Origin of the sequence: Hydrogenophaga sp. YM1 (assembly GCF_016903055.1) — a bacterium.
GTDB lineage: Bacteria > Pseudomonadota > Gammaproteobacteria > Burkholderiales > Burkholderiaceae_C > Hydrogenophaga > Hydrogenophaga borbori.
In genome coordinates this window covers 3,416,406-3,434,635 of sequence record NZ_CP070223.1, presented here as the reverse complement: position 1 = coordinate 3,434,635, position 18,230 = coordinate 3,416,406, and the positions used below count along the sequence as shown (strand labels likewise).

Below are 18,230 nucleotides of genomic sequence, written 5' to 3'. Positions count from 1 at the left end.
ACCCGGTGCCGGCCTGCTCGACGACATCGGGCGGGCCGGCCGCTACCTGACCCAGAGCTTTCGGCTCATGGTGGGCGTGCCCGACTACGGCAGCTACGTGGCCCACATGAAGGCCACGCACCCCGACCAGCCGCCCATGAGCTACGAGGCCTTCTTCCGCGAGCGCCAGGCCGCGCGCTACGGCTCGCGCATGGGGCGCTGCTGCTGACAGCGAGGCCGGGCGCGCCCTGTTCGGGCGCGGCCGCCCACCCACTCCGGGGCGCGTACGCCACCCGGCGTACATACGCCACCCCCGCTTCTTCCTAGCATCCGTTCCGTCCGCTGTCAGGGCTTTCGGGCCCGCCCCAGCGGCGCGAGTCCCGTCCCACGGGCCCCCAACGGATCCAGCTGGAGAAGCGCCATGTCGTCGAACACCTCCCAACCGCGTCGCCTGACGCTCAAGACCCTCGCGGCGGCCGCCACCGCCGCCTCGCTCGGCTTCACCGGCCTGAGCGCGCACGCCCAGGACACCATCAAGGTCGGCGTGCTGCACAGCCTGTCGGGCACCATGGCCATTTCGGAAACCGTGCTCAAGGACACGGTGCTCATGGCCATCGATGAGATCAACGCCAAGGGCGGCCTGCTGGGCAAGAAGCTCGAGCCCGTGGTGGTGGACCCGGCGTCCAACTGGCCCCTGTTCGCCGAGAAGACCAAGCAGCTGCTCACGCAGGACAAGGTCGCGGTGATCTTCGGTTGCTGGACCTCGGTCAGCCGCAAGTCGGTGCTGCCGGTGGTGGAAGAGAACAACGGCCTGTTGTTCTACCCGGTGCAGTACGAGGGCGAGGAGCTCAGCCCCAACGTGTTCTACACCGGCGCCGCGCCCAACCAGCAGGCCATTCCGGCGGTGGAGTACCTCATGAGCAAGGACGGCGGTTCCGCCAAGCGCTGGGTGCTGCTGGGCACCGACTACGTCTACCCGCGCACCACCAACAAGATCCTGCGCGCCTTCCTCAAGAGCAAGGGCGTGAGCGAGGCCGACATCATGGAGGAGTACACCCCCTTCGGCCACAGCGACTACCAGACCATCATCGCCAAGATCAAGAAGTTCGCGAGCGAGGGCAAGAAGACGGCCGTGGTGTCCACCATCAACGGTGACTCCAACGTGCCCTTCTACAAGGAACTGGGCAACGCCGGCCTCTCCGCCAAGGACGTGCCGGTGGTGGCCTTCTCGGTGGGCGAGGAAGAGCTGCGCGGCGTGGACACCAAGCCGCTGGTGGGCCACCTGGCCGCGTGGAACTACTTCATGAGCATCAAGAGCCCGGCCAACACGGCCTTCGTGAAGAAGTGGAGCGACTACGCCAAGGCCAAGAACATCGCCGGCCACAAGGACAAGCCCATCACCAACGACCCGATGGAGGCCACCTACATCGGCTTCAACATGTGGGCGCAGGCCGTGACCAAGGCCAAGAGCACCGACGTGGACAAGGTGCGCGAGGCCATGGCCGGACAGACCTTCCCGGCCCCGGGCGGCTTCGTCTCCACCATGGACAAGGAGAACCACCACCTGCACAAGCCGGTGTTCATCGGCGAGGTGCGCGCCGACGGCCAGTTCAACGTGGTGTGGAAGACCCCGGGCCCGGTGGTGGCCGACCCGTGGAGCGACTACATCCCCGAGAACAAGGGCAAGAAGAACGTGCCCAGCAAGGCCGCCAAGGTGGCGTCCAAGTAAGCCGGTGGTGGAGGCCCGATGCGCGGTGTGATCGTCCGTTGCTGTGCCGCGTTGCTGGCCTGGTGCTGCCTGGCGGGACCCGCCCTGGCGTTGAGCGCGGCCGACGCGCTCGCGGTGGCGCGGGGCGACACGGACGAGCGCATCGCCGCCATCCACCGCCTCGCCGGTTCGGCCGACGGGCGCGCCGCGGCCCTGCTGCGCGCGCTCGCCGCCGAGTCGCTGAAGTTCAGCGAGACCCAGGTCTTCATCGTCGAGGGCGAGCGCGCCCTCGACGCCCTCAGTGGCCAGCCCGCGGCGCTGCCCGATGCGGCCGAAGACGCGATGCTCAACAACCGGTTGCGCGGCGCGCTGGACACCGCCTTGGCCGGCATCGAGCTGTTCACCGCCGGTCCCGAGCGCCAGCGCGAGGCCGCGCGCAGCCTGCAGCGCAACGCCTTCAACGATCCCGACCCCGAAGGCCTGCCCCTGATTGAGAAAGCCCTGGCCACCGAGCTGGACGCGGGGGCGCGCCAGTCGCTGGAACTCGCGCAGGCGGCCCTGCAGCTGGCGAGCGAGGAGCAGGCCCTTCGCCTGGCCGCCGCCACCAAGCTGGGCGAGGCGCGCCAGGCCATCGTGCGGCCCTTGATCGAGGAGCGGCTCAAGCACGAGGCCAGCGCCGACGTGAAGGCCGCGCTGACACGCTCGCTGGCGGCCATCGACCGCCGCCTGGCCCTGGCCAGCGGCCTGGGCCAGGCCTTCACCGGCATCAGCCTGGGCAGCATCCTGCTGCTCGCGGCGCTGGGCCTGGCCATCACCTACGGGCTCATGGGCGTGATCAACATGGCCCATGGCGAGCTCATCATGATCGGCGCCTACGCCACCTGGCTGGTGCAGGGCCTGTTCCGCCAGTACTGGCCCGAGGCGTTCGACTACTACCTGCTGCTGGCGCTGCCGGCGGCCTTCGCCGCCTCGGCCGCGGTGGGCGCGGTGATGGAGCGCACGGTGATCCGCTTCCTGTATGGCCGGCCGCTGGAAACCCTGCTCGCCACCTGGGGCCTGTCGCTGGTGCTGATGCAGCTGGTGCGCAGCCTGTTCGGCGCGCAGAACGTGGCGGTGGAAAACCCGAGCTGGATGAGTGGCGGCCTCACCGTGCTGGGCAGCCTGAGCCTGCCGTGGAACCGGCTCATCATCCTGGCCTTCGCGGCGGCGGTGCTGATCGGCGTGTCGCTGCTCATCGCGCGCACCCGGCTGGGCCTGTTCGTGCGCGGCGTGACCCAGAACCGGCCCATTGCCGCCTGCATGGGCGTGAACACCGCACGCATCGACACCTGGGCCTTCGCGCTGGGCTCGGGCATCGCGGGCCTGGCGGGCTGCGCGCTCTCGCAGATCGGCAACGTCGGCCCCGACCTCGGCCAGGCCTACATCGTCGACTCCTTCATGGTGGTGGTGCTGGGCGGCGTCGGCCAGCTGGCGGGCACCGTCTACGCGGCGCTGGGCCTGGGCCTGCTCAACAAGTTCATCGAAGGCTGGGCCGGCGCGGTGCTGGCCAAGATCGCGGTGCTGGTCTTCATCATCGTGTTCATCCAGAAACGCCCGCAAGGCATCTTCGCCCTCAAGGGAAGGAGCGTGGAAGCATGAGCCGGATGCCATCGCCCGCCACCGTGGTGCTGCCCGCGCGCGCGCCGCTGCTCACGCGCGCCGGCTGGAGCGCCTTCCTGGCCGCGCTGCTGGCCGTGTGCGCGCTGGCGCCGGTGCTCAACCTGCTGCTGCCCGCGGGCCACCCGCTGCACCTGAGCGACTACATGGTGAGCCTGGTCGGCAAGATCATGTGCTACGCCATCTGTGCGCTGGCCATGGACCTCATTTGGGGCTACAGCGGCATCCTCTCGCTGGGCCATGGGCTGTTCTTCGCGCTGGGTGGCTACATGATGGGCATGTACCTCATGCGCCAGATCGGCCGCGACGGCCAGTACCAGAGCGAGCTGCCGGACTTCATGGTCTTCCTGGACTGGAAGGAGCTGCCCTGGCACTGGGCGCTGTCGGACAGCTTCCTCGCCACGCTCGCGCTCATCGTGCTGGTGCCGGGCGGCGTGGCCTTCGTGTTCGGCTACTTCGCTTTCCGCTCGCGCATCAAGGGCGTGTACTTCTCCATCATCACGCAGGCCCTGACTTACGCCGCGCTGCTGCTGTTCTTCCGCAACGAGACCGGCTTCGGCGGCAACAACGGCTTCACCGACTTCAAGCGCATCCTGGGTGTTCCCATCGCCACGCCGTCCACGCGCATGGTGCTGTTCGTGCTCACGGGCCTCACGCTGCTGGGCTGCTTCCTGCTGGCGCGCTGGCTGGTGCGCAGCCCATACGGCCGCGTGCTGCAGGCCATCCGCGACGCCGAGAGCCGCACCATGTTCTGCGGCTACGACCCGCTGCCCTACAAGCTGAGCGTCTGGACGTTGTCGGCCGTGATGTGCGGCATCGCCGGCGCCCTGTATGTGCCGCAGGTGGGCATCATCAACCCGAGCGAGATGACGCCGGCCAACAGCATCGAGATCGCCGTCTGGGCGGCCGTGGGCGGGCGCGGCACGCTGATCGGGCCCATCGCCGGCGCCTTCCTGGTCAACGGCGCGAAGAGCTGGCTGACCGTGACCTTCCCCGAGTTCTGGCTCTACGTGCTGGGCGGCCTGTTCATCGCGGTGACGCTGTTCCTGCCGCAGGGCGTGGTGGGCCTGGTGAAGAAGCTGCGACGGGGAGGTTCGGCATGACGCCCGACCTGATGCAGGCCGGCGCCGAGCGCCTGCAGCGCTTCGCGGGCGTCCTGCCCTCGGGCAACACCGCCTCGGGCGGCCGCGCGGCGGGCTTCGCGCGCCCCCTGGTGCCGGGCGAGGTGGACGTCACGCACGGCCGCATCCTGTACCTGGAGGATGTGCACGTCGCCTTCGACGGCTTCAAGGCCATCAACGGCCTGTCGCTGGACATCGCGCCCGGCGAGCTGCGCTGCATCATCGGCCCCAACGGCGCGGGCAAGACCACGATGATGGACATCATCACCGGCAAGACGCGGCCGGACCGGGGGACGGTGTTCTTCGGCTCCACCATCGACCTGCTGCGCCACCGCGAGGCCGAGATCGCCACGCTGGGCATCGGCCGCAAGTTCCAGAAGCCCACGGTGTTCGAGCGGCTCAGCGTCTACGAGAACCTGGAACTCGCGCTGGCGACCCACAAGCGCGTCTGGCCGTCCCTGCGCTTCCAGCCCAATGGCGAACAGCGCGACCGCCTGGCCGAGGTGCTGACAACCATCCACCTGGTCGAACACGTGGTGCGCCCCGCCGGGGAGCTGAGCCACGGCCAGAAGCAGTGGCTGGAGATCGGCATGCTGCTGATGCAGGACCCCAAGCTGCTGCTGCTCGACGAACCCGTGGCCGGCATGACCGACGAAGAGACCGAGCGCACCGCGCAGCTCTTCCTCTCGCTCAAGGGCCGGCACTCGCTGATGGTGGTGGAGCACGACATGGCCTTCGTGCGCGCCATCGCCGCCACGGTGACGGTGCTGTGCGACGGCGCCGTGCTCGCCCAAGGCACCCTCGACGAGGTGCAGGCCGACGAGCGCGTGATCGAGGTCTACCTGGGCCGCTGAAGGACTCCCCATGCTCGACGCAAGTGACATTCACCAGGCCTACGGCGGCAGCCACATCCTGCGCGGCGTGAACCTGCAGGCCCGCGCGGGCGAGGTGACGGTGGTGCTGGGCCGCAATGGCGTGGGCAAGACCACGCTGCTCAAGTGCCTGATGGGTCTGGTGCCCACCAAGAGCGGCGAAGTGGTGTTCGACGGCCAATCGGTGCGCGCCGCGCCGCCCTATGTGCGGGCGCGATTGGGCATGGGCTACGTGCCACAGGGGCGCGAGATCTTCGCGCGCCTGACCGTTCAGGAGAACCTGCAGATGGGCCTGGCCACGCGCCCCCTGGGCACGCCAGTGCCACCGCAGCTGTTCGAGCTGTTCCCCGTGCTCCAACAGATGCTGGGCCGCCGCGGTGGCGACCTCTCGGGCGGCCAGCAGCAGCAACTGGCCATCGCGCGCGCCCTGGCGAGCCGGCCCAAGCTGCTGATCCTGGACGAGCCCACCGAGGGCATACAGCCCAACATCATCAAGGACATCGGCCGCGTGATCCGCCAGCTCGCCACGCGGGGCCTGGGCGGCGAACCCATGGCCATCGTGCTGGTGGAGCAGTACTACGACTTCGCCGAGGCCCTGGCCGACCGCTACCTGGTGATGGAGCGTGGCGAGGTCATCGCCAGCGGGCCAGGCGGTGAGATGGCGCAGAAGGGCGTGCGGCAGCTGGTGGCCATCTGAGGCCGCGGCCTCAGCCCGGGGTCAGGGTCTGGTCCGGTGGTTCGGCCAGGTCCTGGCCAACCGCGCCGCCGACGGGGTCTCTGCGCACAGCCCCTGGGCGCCGGCGCACCATGGCATGCCTGGGTGGGCGCGGCGCGCGGCGCGTTCACCCGGACGTGCCTGCAGGAACGCCGCTTGCCGCGCGCATTGCCCATCAACTGTGTGAGGGCCCTGCCATGACGCACAAGCACCCACCCCCCGACCAGGCGCTGGCCGAGCACCCGAAGGACTACTCGGACCCGGAACTCAAGGAATACACCGACGAGTTCGCCCAGGACATCCTCGACGAGGTGACGCCCATCATGCCGCTGGTGCTGCCGCTGATGGCGGCGCTGCAGATGTTCATGCTGGCCTTCATCGCGGTGGTGATGGCCTGAGCCGGACGTGGGCGTGCGCCGCCGACGCCCGGCGCGCGCGCTCAGTCCGCGGTGATCTTGCGTTCCTTGATGACGGCGCCGAAGCGCTTGGAGTCGTCCATGCCGCGCTTGCCGAACTCGGCCGGCGACAGCGGCAGGGCCTCGCCGCCAAGGCTGATCATCTTCTCGCGCACGGCGGGCGTGGCCAGGATCTTGTTGATCTCGGTGTTCAGCCGCGCGATGACGGCCGGGGGCGTGCCGGCCGGCGCGTAGAAGCCGAACACCGTGTCGGCGTCGAAGCCCTTGAGGCCGGCCTCGTCCAGCGTGGGCACGTTGGGGAACAGCGGCGAGCGCTTGCTGCTGCCCACGGCCAGCAGCTTCAGGCGGCCGCTTTTGGCGTGCTGCAAGCCGATGCCCGGGTCGAAGGTGTAGTCGATCTGATTGCCCAGCAGGTCGTTGAGCGCGGGCGCCGCGCCGCGGTAAGGCACGTGCACGGCGAACAGGCCGGCCTGGCTCTTGAACATCTCGCCGGCCAGGTGGGGCGAGCTGCCGTTGCCCGGCGAGCCGTAGCTGAGCTTGCCCGGGCGCGCCTTCACGTAGGCGATGAATTCCTGAATGTTGTTCACTTCCAGCCCGTTGCGCGCCATCAGGTAGACGGCGATGCGCGCGGCCGAGGCCACGGGCACCAGGTCCTTCGCGGGGTCGAAGGCCATCCTGGCGTAGAGGTGCGGGTTCACCGAGACCATGCCGCCCGAGGACAGCAGCAGGGTGTAGCCGTCGGCCGGCGACTTGGCCACGGCGTCGCCCGCCACGTTGCCGTTGGCGCCGGCGCGGTTCTCCACCACCACGGTCTGGCCCAGGGCGTCGGCCAGGGGGGTGGAGACCAGGCGCGCGATCTGGTCGGCCGCGCCGCCGGGCGCGAAACCCACGATCACCTTGACCGGCTTGTCGGGCCAAGCCTGCGCGAGCGCGGCGGGGGCGGCCAGCAGCGTGGCGGCGGCCAGGGCGGTGGCGGTGAGCAGGGATTTCATGCGGGTCTCCTGGATGTGTGTGTTGTGGATGGGAACGGAACTCAGTGGGCCTGCTTCTTCAGGCGCGGGTTGTGGTGCCAGCGGATGGGCTGGGCCTTGAGCGGGCGTGCGGGCGCGCCATGCTGCACCAGGGTGCGGTCGAGCGCGGTGCCGGCCTCGTCGGCCAGCGCGGCCTCGCGGGCCTGGGCCACGGCTTCCGCGGCGCCGGCCCTGGTGGCGTCGGACAGGTGGTCCACGATGTGCAGCAGGTTGTCCTTGCCGCGCTCGTTGGTGCTGCCGTAGCCCTTGATGAGCCGGCCGCATTTCGCCAGCTCCAGCCCCAGGCGCGCATCGGCGCGCGCGCCGGCTTCCACGGCCGCCAGCCAGCGGTCCATGAGCGCCTGTTCGGTGGCGAAGCGGCTGCCCAGGGGACGCAGGCGCTTGGTGGCGGCCAGCGCGCGCAGCGCGAGCAGGCCCAGCACGCCGTGGCTGGACACCTTGAGCGGCAGCGCCCAGGGCGCCTGGCCGCGCTGCACGCGGCGCTGGTCCCAGGCCAGCACGCGGCGCGCGAGGGACTCGGGCAGCATGGCGGCGAACTCGGGGGCGCCGGGCTTGAAGTGGTCGTAGACCCGCAGCAGGTCGCCGCTGCCGGCCTTGACCTCGCGGCGCACGCGCTCGGCGCGGCTGGCGCGCGCCTTGAGCTCGGCCACGCGAACGATGTCGTCGAAGGCCATCCACAGCGCGAGCCAGCGCGCGGCCTCGCGCGTGGCGGCGAAGCCCTGCGCGCCGGCCGGATCGCCCGCGCGCTCGGCGGCGAGCACGCGCTGCAGGCGCTCGAGGTAGCGCTGGCCGTAGGCGGCGTTCTGGTACTCAACGGCGCGCGCGTGGCCCAGGGCCAGGATGTCGTGCAGCGCAGTGGGGAAGGGCGCCAGCAGGGCGGTGGGCGTGGTGGTGGTGGGCACCGGCGCTTCGGCGTCGTCGTTCATCACCTGCTCGACCCAGCGCGCCTGCTCGCGCTGCGCGCTCACCGCGTCGAAGGCGAGGGCGAAGCCGCGCAGGCTGGCCTTGGCGTGGCCGCCGGCGCCGCCCACCACGGCCTCGTAGTCGGTGCGCGTGAAGGGCAGCAGGCCGCTGGCGGCGATGGCGCCCAGCATCACCGCGCTGACCACGGTGCCGGCCTCGCGCGTGAGCGCGGCCATGTCCAGCACGTGGTGCGCGCGGCTGTGCTCGCGCACCAGCGCCAGCAGCGGGGCCTCGTCGCGGCGGCCGTCGCCCATCACCATCTTCTCGGCGGTGGTGAAGGCGCGCGAGGACGAGGTGATGACCAGCGTGTGCTCGCCCGACGCCAGGCCGTTGCCGATCTGGCGGCCGGTTTCCAGCAGCTCGGAGGAGACCAGCGCGTCGAGCCGGCCGGGCAGCGGGTTCAGGCCGAACACCGGGCGGCGGCCGCGCAGCTCGGCCAGCGGCGTGGGAAAGACCTCGAGGTAATAGGTGGTGGCGCCGGTGCGCTGGGCCACGCCGGGGATGCTGGTGGCCTGGGCCGCGTAGCCGGCGTGGCGCGCGGTGTCCACCAGCCAGTCGGTCAGCGTGCCGCCGCCTTCGCCACCGAGGGCGCAGAGCAAAAGGGAAATGGGTTGGGCGGAAGACATGTCGGTATCAGGCGGCTTGCAACAGGCGGACGAAGGGCGCGCGAACGGCATCGAGCAGGCGCTCGTGCCACTTCGGGTTCTGCACCACCTCGGCGCGGTAGAAGGAGGGGCACAGCGTGGCCGCGTGCGCGTTGGCGCCGCACAGGCCGCAGCCCACGCAGCCGTCGATGACGGTGGCCACGGGGTCGACCTTCAGCGGATCGGGGTTGTCCTTGAGCGTGAGCGTGGGGCAGCCCGAGAGGCGGATGCAGGCGTGGTCGCCGTTGCAGACGTCCTCGTCCACGCCGTACTTCACGCGCACCACCCGCTGGCCCTTCTTCAGCAGGCCGGCGATCCAGGGCTTGATGCGGCGCTGGCGTTCCAGCTGGCATTCGCCCTCGGCCACGATGACCTTGAGGCCCTGGAAGTCGGTGGTGAAGGCCTCGGTGAGCGTGGCGCGCACGGTGTCCACCTCGTAGGTGTGAACGGTGCGCATCCATTGCACGCCCAGGCCCTTGAGCGTGCTCTCGATGGTCTGGTTCACGTGGGCCAGGCTCTGCGCCTTGTTGGGTGCGGCGGCCTTGGCCTCGTCGTCGGGCGTGGAGATGATGTCCTGCGTGCCGGTGGCCGAGGTGTAGCCGTTCTTGAAGATCAGCAGCACCGCGTCGTCGCCGTTGAAGAGCGCGCTCTGCACGCCGGTGAGCAGGCCGTTGTGCCAGAAGCCGCCGTCGCCCATCACCGACAGCACGCGCCGGCGCATCAGTGGCGAGACGCCGGCGCGGCTGGCCAGGCTCATGCCGTAGCCCAGGATGGAGTGGCCGAAGGAGAAGGGCTCGAAGGTGGCGAGCGCGTGGCAGCCGATGTCGCCCGCGATGTGCACCGGACCCACGTCCTGCTGGGCGAGCTTGAGGGCCGAGAACACCGGTCGCTCGGGGCAGCCGATGCACATGCCTGGCGGGCGCGCGGGCAGGGCCCCGCCCACGGCCTTGGCCACGTCGGCGCGGCGCTGCGCGTTGCCTTGCAGCCAGGCGCGGGCCGAGCCCAGCGCGGCGGCATCGCTGGCCAGGTACTTCTCGACGAAACCCGCGAGGCCCTGGGACATCACCTCGGCCGTGTATTCACCGGCGCTGGGCAGCAGGTCCTTGCCGTGCAGCGGCGTGGGAATGCCGGCGCGGCGCAGCAGCGTGGCCAGTTCCTGCTCGATGTACTCGGGCTGGCCTTCCTCGATCATCAGCACGGCGCGCTTGCCCTCGCAGAAGCGCTCCAGCTGCTCGGGCACCAGTGGGCTGGTGACGTTGAGCACCAGCATGGGGATCTTCGACTCGCCGAAGGCGTCGGCCAGGCCGAACTGCTGCAGCGAGCGGATGAGGGTGTTGTAGAGCCCGCCCTGCACGATGAGGCCGAGGTCCTTGTGCTCGCCCTCGAACAGCTCGTTCAGGCCGTTCTCGGCGATGTAGCGGCGCGCGGCGGGGATGCGCTGCTCGCCCTTGAGCTTCTCGTGGCGGAAGGTCACGGGCGGGTGGGCCAGGCGCATGTAGTCGAAGCCCGCGGGCTCCTGGATCAGCTGGCGGGTGGAGATGGCGGGCGCGAGGTTGTCCTTGGTCTCGAAGCTGCCGCGCACGTGGCAGGCGCGGATGCGCAGCTCCATGATGGCCGGCATGTTCGAGGCCTCCGACAGGCGAAAGCCGTGCTCGACCATGTGCACCATGCGCGCCAGGTCGGGCCGGGGGTCGAGCAGCAGCATGCCGCTCTTGAGCGCGTAGGCGTGGGTGCGTTCCTGGATCACGCTGGCGCCCTCGCCGTAGTCCTCGCCGACGACGATCAGCACGCCGCCGGTGACACCGGGCGAGGCCAGGTTGGACAGCGCGTCGGCCGCCACGTTGGTGCCGACGATGGACTTCCAGGTGACCGCGCCGCGCACGGGGTAGTGGATGGACGCGCCCAGCATGGCCGCGGCCGAGGCCTCGTTGGAGCAGGCCTCCACGTGCACGCCCAGGGTGTCGAGGTAGGGCTTGGCCTGCACCATGACGTCGAGCAGGTGCGAAACCGGCGCGCCCTGGTAGCCGCCCACGTAGGACACGCCGGACTGCAGCAGGCCCTTGGTGATGGCGAGGATGCCTTCGCCGTGAAATGTCTGGCCCGCGCCGAGCTGGAGGGATTGGATCTCCTCGCCAAATGAAACTTCCAAGGCCTGTGTCTCCGTGGGTTTGTCGTGTCGAACACGCGAGTATGGGCGCTCGGTCGGCATCGATCCATACAATGAGCCTACTAACTGACATTAGATTCATGCATGTCAAAGACCTCGACCTGAACCTGCTTCGGCTGTTTGCCGAGGTGTACCGCGCGGGCAGCGTGAGCCGGGCGGCCGAGCGCCTGGGGCTGACGCAGCCGGCGGTGAGCCATGGCCTCACGCGGCTGCGCCTGCTGGTGAAGGACCCGCTGTTCATGCGCGCCCCCGGCGGGGTGCGGCCCACGCCGCGCGCCGTGGCCTTGGCCGAAGCGGTGCAGGACGCGCTGGACGCGTTGGAAGGCGCGCTCGGGCGCACCAGCGTGTTCGACCCCTCCACCTCGCGCCACCTCTTCCGTGTGCACATGAGCGACATCGGCGAGGGGCGCTTCCTGCCCGAACTGATGGCCTGGCTGCACGCGCAGGCGCCGGGCGTGCGCGTGGCCACGCAGCCGGTGCCGCACGCGGCGCTGGCCGAGTCGCTGGACGCGGGCGCGATCGATTTCGCGTTTGGCTTCCTGCCACAGGTCCGCGAGACGCGCCGCGTGGAACTGCTGCACGACCGCTACGTGGTGCTGATGCGCGCCGGGCATCCCATGGTGGCCTCGCTGCGCAAGCTGCGCGGCGTGGCGCAGCTGCGCGCGCTGCAGCAGCTGGACTTCGTGGCCGTGCGCGCGCACGCGGACACGCTGCGCATCCTGCAGCGCGCCGGCCTGCAGGAGCGCCTGCGCCTGACCACGGAGCACTTCATGGTGCTGCCCTCCATCGTGCAAGCCACCAACCTGTGCGGCGTGATGCCGCGCAACATCGCGCGCGGCTTCGTTCAGGCTGGCGGCTGCACGGTGCTGGAGCCACCCTTCGAGGGCGCCGATTTCACGGTCTCGCTGCACTGGAGCCACCGCTTCGAAGCCGACCCGGCCCACCGGTGGTTCCGCGAGGTCGCGGTCCAGCTGTTCGCCGAGTGCTGAGGGCCCAGCCCTTGCCGGGCGCCGCGGCCTCAGGCCGGCCGCGCGTCGAGCAGCCCGGCGCGCTCGGGTTCCCGGTAGCCCGTCGACAGCGCCACGCCACCCGGCGTCACGCCGGCGTGGTCGCCCAGGCGCAGCGGGCGGGCGCGGTAGCTCTGGCGCATGGCGTCCACGCGCTGCTGCAGGGCTTCTCGCGTGGCGATGCGCTCGGCGTGCCGCTGCAGCACCTGGTGGGCCGATTCGATGAGCTTGGCGTTGCGCGTGCGCTCGGCGTCGGCCAGCAGCTGTTCCACCGTACCGGCGGGGTCGCCCTTGAGGCTCAGTCGCATGGCCTGTTCGGACAGGTGCAGCACGCGCGCGTGTCCCTGGCGCAAGGTCTCGGCCCAGGCCTCGTGGCCCTTGGCGGCGCAGGCCAGCAGCTCGCTCATGGCGCGGCTGGTGCCAAAGCGCAGGGCGATGGCGCCGATGGCCGCGTCGGCCCCGGCCGGCGCCGTGCCGCGCTGGGCCAGGCGAACCATCAGCGTGATCAGGTTGCAGGCGCTCTCGGTGTCGAAGCCGGGCGCGAGCACCTCGCCCATGAGCCGGACCGTGGTGTCCAGCGCGGCCGCGCCCAGCTTGTTGTGCAGGTTGTTGATGGCGGCCGCCACCTCGTGCAGGCGGCGCGGGCGTTCGGGCTCGAAGCTGCGCTCGGCGGTGCGCGCCAGCTGGTCCACGCAGCGCTGCAGGCCGCGCGTGTCGTTGTTGTCGAAGCGCGCCAGCGCCAGCAGCACCAGGGCCTGGGGGTCGAAGAGCTTGGAGTCCACGCCCAGGCGCGCCGCGCGGTCCAGCAGGGCCACGCCTTCGCCGCGGTCGCCGCCATAGAAGGCCAGCATGCCGTGCTTGAGCAGCCGGCTCACCGAGTGCGGCGTGAGCCGCGTGGCCATGGCATAGGTGCCCAGGGCCTGGTCGAACTGGCCCAGCTCGAACTGGGCGCGGCCCATGACGTCGTAGGCGTCGGCGTAGGCGTCGTCGTCCACCAGCAGGCTTTCGATGGTGCTGACGGCCTTGGCCGGCACGCCCGATTCGAGCTGCGCGCGCGCCACGCCCAGGCGGGCCCAGGGCAGGGTCTTGGCCTCGATCACGGCCTCGTACAGGCGCTGCGCCTCGCCGATGTGTCCGGCGCGCAGCAGCAGCTCGGCGCCGATGCGCGCGGCGTACAGCCAGTAGGCCTGCCGGGCTTCGAAGCGCGCCAGGCACAGCGCGGTGGCGTGGTCGAAGTCCTGCGCGTCGATGGCCGTGAAGATGGCGTGCAGCACCTGCTTGCGCTGGCGCGCGAGCTGGATGCGCTCGCCCAGGCTGGCGGCGGTGTGCGGCTTGAGCAGGTAGGCGTCGAGCGCCGACTCGGCCGCTTCGGCCACCTTGCTGTAGGTGGCCTCGGCGGTGAGCATCACGAACACCGTGTGGAAGGGCAGGATCTGGTGGCGGCGCAGGTCGTCCAGCAGTTCCTGCCCGGAGTAGCTTTCCTTGTCGAAGCGCTGTTCGCAGACCACCACGTCGTAGCGCTGCGCCTCCAGGCGGCGGCGCGCGTCGTGCACGCGCGCGCACTGCGCCACGTTGCCCACGCCCAGGTCCCGCAGCTGCGAAACGATGATCGCGCGCGATTGGGCGTTGCCCTCGATGACGAGGGCCGATGCGGTGTGCAGGGGGTTGTCGGTGACGTGCATGAAACGGCCCGGCCCGCAGGGGGCCGTTTGGGGATTCTGCGGGCTGGGCACCGGGGCCGGTGCGGGAAAAAGCGCGGTGCGAGCGGCGCAGATTCGTCGATCGGCGGTCTCAGAGCAAGGCGCGCAGCGTGGACAGGGCGCCCGCGAAGGTGGTGGTGTGCACCGCGGGGTCGGTCTCAAGGCCATGGTTCCGTCGCACGTCGTCGATGCGCGCGCGCAGGGCATTGCGCAGCTGGTCTTCGAAAGCCTGCCTCTTTTGGTTGTTGCGTGACTTGAGATGCCGCATGAACGAGGCGGTGGCCATGTACAGCTGGTCGACCTGATCGGGCGACGCGATCGCGTGGACGGCGGCGCTCAGGGCGTTGATGAACACTTGACCGGAGTTGAGGCCTCTCGGCGAGCGCTCAAAGACCTCTTGCGCGTGTTGAAGGCGCGTGGAGAAGCCGGTCCCGGTTTCTGGCGTCGCCGCGGTGGCAGGGGTGTTCACGGCAGGGGGCCGATCGGCGCTGAACGTCGCGGCAGAGGGCTCGGCGTGCGCGACCACGGCCAGCGTGGTCGCTTCCTGTGCGCCAAAGGCCTGCCGCACCGATCGACAGACCCTGTCCTGCCCCGGCGCCGGCAGGCGGCGCAGCGCCACCAGGAGCGCCTCGACCAGGGCCTGGGCATCGGGGGCGCGCTGCGTGCAGGTGAGCGCCAGCTGCACTTGTTTGTCCAGGGCGTCCGATGGCGGCGGCGTGTCCAGGTAGGGGGGCGGGACCAGCTCCTCGTCCATGGCCTGCTTCAGTGGGTTCCAGGCATCGGCAGACGGGCCCCAGGTATTGAGCAAAGCCGGGGCCTGGGGCGCCACCAGCAGAAGGCGCAGGACATTCAACACCAGCACGTCGTCGTCCAGGAGGCCGAGATCGGTGGCCAGGTTGGGAATGCCCAAGGCCCAGCGCAGCTTTTGCAGGAACATGCGGCGGTCGAAGTCTCCCGGATGGGTCTCCTTCCGACGGTAGTTCGTCACGACCTTCACCTTGAGCAGATCGGCGGGCGAGGCGACGTGGGGCAGCAGTGTCAGGGCCGCGTCGAGCAGCTGCCTGGCCGCCTCGGTCCGCGACGGGAGACGGCTGTCCTGCAGACCGGGCTCGGGTGCCACCACGGGGGCGCTCGCCATGGCGCTGTCGTATGCCGATTTCAGCCTCGCCATTTCGGCGTCGATGCCCATGAACGGCACCGTGTGGCGGCAGGGCTGGCACAACAGCTTCAGTGCCAGCGGGACACACAGCCCCTGCATGTTCTGGAGCAGGCGCCCATCTTCTGCCCGCTTGTGCGACACCACCTCGGACAGCGCGGTCTGCACAAGCAGGCGCAAGCTGTGTTCCAGCGTCGCGGCCACCAGGCATTCCGTCAAGGCGTTGTCGGGAGGCAGCCAGCTCAGCCCCTCGAGAAACGCCAGCAGTTGCTTCAGGCTCGCCGACTGCTCCTTCATGGCCGGCAGCCACTGTGTCAAGGCATTCAGCAAACCCGGGGGCACGTGGGTGTTCCAGCGCTGCCCCGCGTCGGTCGCCAACCAGTCGCGGTAGGGCTGCAGCAGCCGCTCGATGGCGCCGGCCCAGTTCAAGGTCCAGCGATCGCCCTGGCCACCGGCCAGCAGGTCGAGCGAGAGGGTGCTGCTGTAGCGGGCATCGATGCGAACCCGGTCCGGCCCGAGGAGCTGCTGGCGTTCGGCGTGCGCATTCAACCGCTGCTCGAACGCGCCGATGTTGGGTATGCCCGCGAACCCGTCCAGGGCGCCAACGCACAGGTTCATGTGGGCCTGTGTCTGAATCCGAGGCACCAGCGACAGCAGGTTGGCCAGCAGCAGGCTTTCGCCGTTGGGGTCGTTGGGGTGCTGGCAAAAGGCGGTGGTGAAGCGGTGCAGCGAGCTGGCGATGCCGTCGTCGGGGGTGGGCGGCTCCTGGTCCGGCCCCGCCTGCGCGCCAGGGACTGCCCGTTGGGTGTCGTCGGGCGCTGCATGCCCGATCGTCGGGTGCTGCGGTGCCGAGCCTGAGTTGCGGGGGCTTGGCGTCAAGAGGTGGCCCGTGGCGACCAGGTGGGGGGGAATGCTTTGGCTGCGCATGAGGGGGAGGGCGGACTGGCGTGCTGGTGAGTGATGCCGCCTGGCCGGCGGTTCCTGTCGCCCGCCACGCCATCGCCGGCCCGCCGCGGCGTTGCCGCCGTGTCCCGAGGGAGCCGGTCTCAGACCCGCCAGATGCGGGGGGCGGTGCCGCTCAGCGCCCAGGCTTGTTCGCGCAGCGCTGCCCAGGCGCGCTGCAAGACCGCCATGAGCGGTTCGACCTGCGGCCCGAGCGCACGCACCAGGAGCAGGCGCGGGTCGGGGCAGGTGGCGCCGGTCCGCACCTCGGGTGCCGCGCCGGCCAGGGCCAGGCGCACGCTGTCGAGCAGTGCCTCTCGCCGTGCGCTGGGCCAGGGCTCGCCGCTCGCCAGCCACAACGTGCCCAGGGCGCGCTGCCCGGCCAGGCCCAGGGGGCTGTCGAGCAGGCGGGTGTCGCTCGCGTCGATGCGCGCGCGCTCCAGCCACACGCCGGGCCACTGCAACTCCTGCAGCAGGCTGCCCTGGCTGAAGGCCTGGCCGGCGGCGGGCAGGCCCAAGGCGCAGACGTCCCAGCCCAGGCACTCGCCGCCCGGGGCGATCTCCAGGGTGAGCGCGTTGCGCGCCCGGCATTGGGGGTAGGCGATGGCTTCCAGCGGCAGCCATTCGAGGCGCGCGCCCTCGTCCACGCGCAGCTGCACGCGCTGCGCGGCCTCGGGCCCGTCGCTGCGGTAGAAGCGCGTGGCGCCAGGCGTGCTGATGAGTGCGTGCGCCCCGGCCTCGGCGTGCGCGCGGATGTCCAGGGTGTCGCCGCCGACCAGGCCGCCCGGCGGGTGAACGATCACGTTGTGGCAGACGCCCTCGCCCTCGGGGTAGAGGCTTTTGAGGATGCGCAGCGGTCCGTCGTGCCGGTGCCGCAGCGTGGTGCGCGGACCGTCGCGGCGGTAGCTCAGGTCGAGGGTGGCGTGCCAGGGCATGCGGCGAGTGTAGGGGCGGGTGCCGGGCCGCCGCCGGTGGTTCAGTCGATCGAATGCCAGTGCCGCAGTCGCTGGCGATCCGCCTCGGGAATGTCGGTGTTCTGGAGGTAGTGGTTGAGCAAGCTCCGGCTCCGGTCGGTCAGCGCTGGGACTTGGAGCAGCTTGGCGTTGTCGGGCCCGCCCACGCGGTAGAACGCATCGATCAGCAGACGCTCGGGGAATCGCTCGAAAAGGAAGGTGCCCCGAAAGGGGTGGTTGCCCTGCACGCCCTTGGCGGCTTCGGTCAGCAGTTGTTTGACACCGTCGAGCAGGTAGGGGCGTAACTCGGGTTCCGTCCAGTGCCTGGCCGCCCAGGCCCATTGCGCGACGAAGAAAGGGCCGCAAGGCGGGTGCTGGTTCACGAGCGCCTTCAGGCAAGCCTCTTTTTCCTCCAACGAGGCCTCTCCCAGGGTGCGCGGGTCGCGCGGCAGAAAGTCGGCGACGAAGGGGTCTTGTTCCAGCGCCTGGCGTTGGCCGGGCAGCGGCGACAGACCTGTGTCATGGGTGTCGGCATGGTCCTGCAGCGCGGCCTCGAGGTCGCTGAGCAGCCGCCACTGTTCGCCCAGCGAAAGCCCTTCCCTGTGCTCCAGGGCGAGCGCGCCGAGGCCCTTCAGGTACTCGGCGTCTTGCGTGAGGCCCTGCTGGTGCGCGATGGCCAGTGCGGTGATCGGCAGCCGTTCCAGGCAGGCACCCTGCGTGGGGTCGATCTGGCGGTGTTCGGCCAGTTGCCGGGCGGGGCCCAGCAGCCCTTTCAGGGTGTCGAGAAAATGCGGAGGATCCGACGCGGCGTCCAGCAGCACCTGTTCGGCGCGCTGGCCGATGTGGCTCAGGTCGCCCACGGGCTGGAACAGGGGCGGCAAGGTCTCGGTGGGGGGCAGGCAGACCGGCTGGGAACCGCGCACGGGCTGGTCGCCCATGCCTGGGTGGTGATCGCCCCACACCAGCGGCGGGGCGTCGCGCAGCGCGCTGTCCAAAGGCGCCCGCGTGGCTGGCAGGGCCGTGTTCCAGGGGGCGATGCGGGCGAGGGGGTGTGGCACGCGCACGGACGCCAGCGTCCATGGGCTGTGGGATGAGAACAAGGGGTTGAGGAGATGGCTTGAGCGCTTCATGGCAACGGGGCATTGCGGTGGTTGGCCCGCACGTGCGGCAGGCTTCCGCGCTCTGTGGTCGCCGCGGCGG

The 18,230-nt window shown here is 70.5% G+C and carries 15 protein-coding genes; 8 read left to right on the top strand and 7 right to left on the bottom strand.

Annotated elements, in window-relative coordinates; translation table 11 throughout:
* Nucleotides 1-13: 13 nt before the first annotated feature.
* The 7 genes from JNX00_RS16160 to JNX00_RS16130 all read left to right on the top strand — a co-directional run bounded on the left by JNX00_RS16160 (nucleotide 14) and on the right by JNX00_RS16130 (nucleotide 6,449).
* Complete coding sequence (locus tag JNX00_RS16160; RefSeq protein WP_070397764.1) at nucleotides 14-208, top strand: YbdD/YjiX family protein; 195 nt, start codon at nucleotides 14-16, stop codon at nucleotides 206-208.
* Between the two features lie 192 nt (nucleotides 209-400).
* On the top strand, nucleotides 401-1,708 hold the full coding sequence (gene urtA, locus JNX00_RS16155) for an urea ABC transporter substrate-binding protein (protein ID WP_070397479.1): 1,308 nt from the start codon (nucleotides 401-403) through the stop codon (nucleotides 1,706-1,708).
* An 18-nt stretch (nucleotides 1,709-1,726) separates the two neighbouring features.
* The gene (urtB, locus tag JNX00_RS16150) at nucleotides 1,727-3,325 is read left to right on the top strand and encodes an urea ABC transporter permease subunit UrtB (protein WP_204742880.1); all 1,599 of its coding nucleotides are present in this window, start codon (nucleotides 1,727-1,729) and stop codon (nucleotides 3,323-3,325) included.
* Nucleotides 3,322-4,446: an urea ABC transporter permease subunit UrtC gene (urtC, locus tag JNX00_RS16145; protein ID WP_175442780.1), complete on the top strand. Its 1,125-nt coding sequence runs from the start codon at nucleotides 3,322-3,324 to the stop codon at nucleotides 4,444-4,446. The genes urtB and urtC overlap by 4 nt, the downstream gene beginning before the upstream one ends.
* The gene (urtD, locus tag JNX00_RS16140; RefSeq protein WP_070397481.1) at nucleotides 4,443-5,318 is read left to right on the top strand and encodes an urea ABC transporter ATP-binding protein UrtD; all 876 of its coding nucleotides are present in this window, start codon (nucleotides 4,443-4,445) and stop codon (nucleotides 5,316-5,318) included. The genes urtC and urtD overlap by 4 nt, the downstream gene beginning before the upstream one ends.
* Before the next feature lie 10 nt (nucleotides 5,319-5,328).
* Complete coding sequence (urtE, locus tag JNX00_RS16135) at nucleotides 5,329-6,033, top strand: urea ABC transporter ATP-binding subunit UrtE (RefSeq protein ID WP_204742879.1); 705 nt, start codon at nucleotides 5,329-5,331, stop codon at nucleotides 6,031-6,033.
* Nucleotides 6,034-6,248: 215 nt separating this feature from the next.
* A complete protein-coding gene (locus JNX00_RS16130) occupies nucleotides 6,249-6,449 on the top strand; it encodes a hypothetical protein (RefSeq protein WP_070397483.1) in 201 nt (66 codons plus the stop codon).
* Nucleotides 6,450-6,490: 41 nt separating this feature from the next.
* Here JNX00_RS16130 and JNX00_RS16125 read toward each other — a convergent pair whose 3' ends face one another.
* From JNX00_RS16125 to JNX00_RS16115, 3 genes are read right to left on the bottom strand one after another with little or no spacing between them, the layout of a single operon-like run.
* Nucleotides 6,491-7,459 carry a tripartite tricarboxylate transporter substrate binding protein gene (locus JNX00_RS16125; RefSeq protein WP_070397484.1) on the bottom strand — a complete coding sequence of 323 codons (969 nt, stop codon included), beginning with the start codon at nucleotides 7,457-7,459 and terminating at the stop codon, nucleotides 6,491-6,493.
* A gap of 41 nt (nucleotides 7,460-7,500) precedes the next feature.
* Nucleotides 7,501-9,087 carry an indolepyruvate oxidoreductase subunit beta family protein gene (locus JNX00_RS16120; protein WP_204742878.1) on the bottom strand — a complete coding sequence of 529 codons (1,587 nt, stop codon included), beginning with the start codon at nucleotides 9,085-9,087 and terminating at the stop codon, nucleotides 7,501-7,503.
* Nucleotides 9,088-9,094: 7 nt separating this feature from the next.
* Nucleotides 9,095-11,254, bottom strand: coding sequence for an indolepyruvate ferredoxin oxidoreductase subunit alpha (locus JNX00_RS16115; RefSeq protein WP_204742877.1), 2,160 nt, complete (start codon nucleotides 11,252-11,254; stop codon nucleotides 9,095-9,097).
* 98 nt (nucleotides 11,255-11,352) lie between these two features.
* Between JNX00_RS16115 and JNX00_RS16110 the strand changes: the two genes are divergently transcribed.
* Nucleotides 11,353-12,261, top strand: coding sequence for a LysR family transcriptional regulator (locus JNX00_RS16110; protein WP_070397487.1), 909 nt, complete (start codon nucleotides 11,353-11,355; stop codon nucleotides 12,259-12,261).
* Between the two features lie 29 nt (nucleotides 12,262-12,290).
* Here JNX00_RS16110 and JNX00_RS16105 read toward each other — a convergent pair whose 3' ends face one another.
* The 4 genes from JNX00_RS16105 to JNX00_RS16090 all read right to left on the bottom strand — a co-directional run bounded on the left by JNX00_RS16105 (nucleotide 12,291) and on the right by JNX00_RS16090 (nucleotide 18,088).
* A complete protein-coding gene (locus JNX00_RS16105) occupies nucleotides 12,291-13,961 on the bottom strand; it encodes a response regulator (RefSeq protein ID WP_070397488.1) in 1,671 nt (556 codons plus the stop codon).
* Nucleotides 13,962-14,070: 109 nt separating this feature from the next.
* Nucleotides 14,071-16,062: a hypothetical protein gene (locus JNX00_RS16100; protein ID WP_204742876.1), complete on the bottom strand. Its 1,992-nt coding sequence runs from the start codon at nucleotides 16,060-16,062 to the stop codon at nucleotides 14,071-14,073.
* A 119-nt stretch (nucleotides 16,063-16,181) separates the two neighbouring features.
* Complete coding sequence (locus JNX00_RS16095) at nucleotides 16,182-17,012, bottom strand: urease accessory protein UreD (RefSeq protein WP_204742875.1); 831 nt, start codon at nucleotides 17,010-17,012, stop codon at nucleotides 16,182-16,184.
* Between the two features lie 41 nt (nucleotides 17,013-17,053).
* Nucleotides 17,054-18,088, bottom strand: coding sequence for a hypothetical protein (locus JNX00_RS16090; RefSeq protein WP_204742874.1), 1,035 nt, complete (start codon nucleotides 18,086-18,088; stop codon nucleotides 17,054-17,056).
* Between the last annotated feature and the right edge of the window lie 142 nt (nucleotides 18,089-18,230).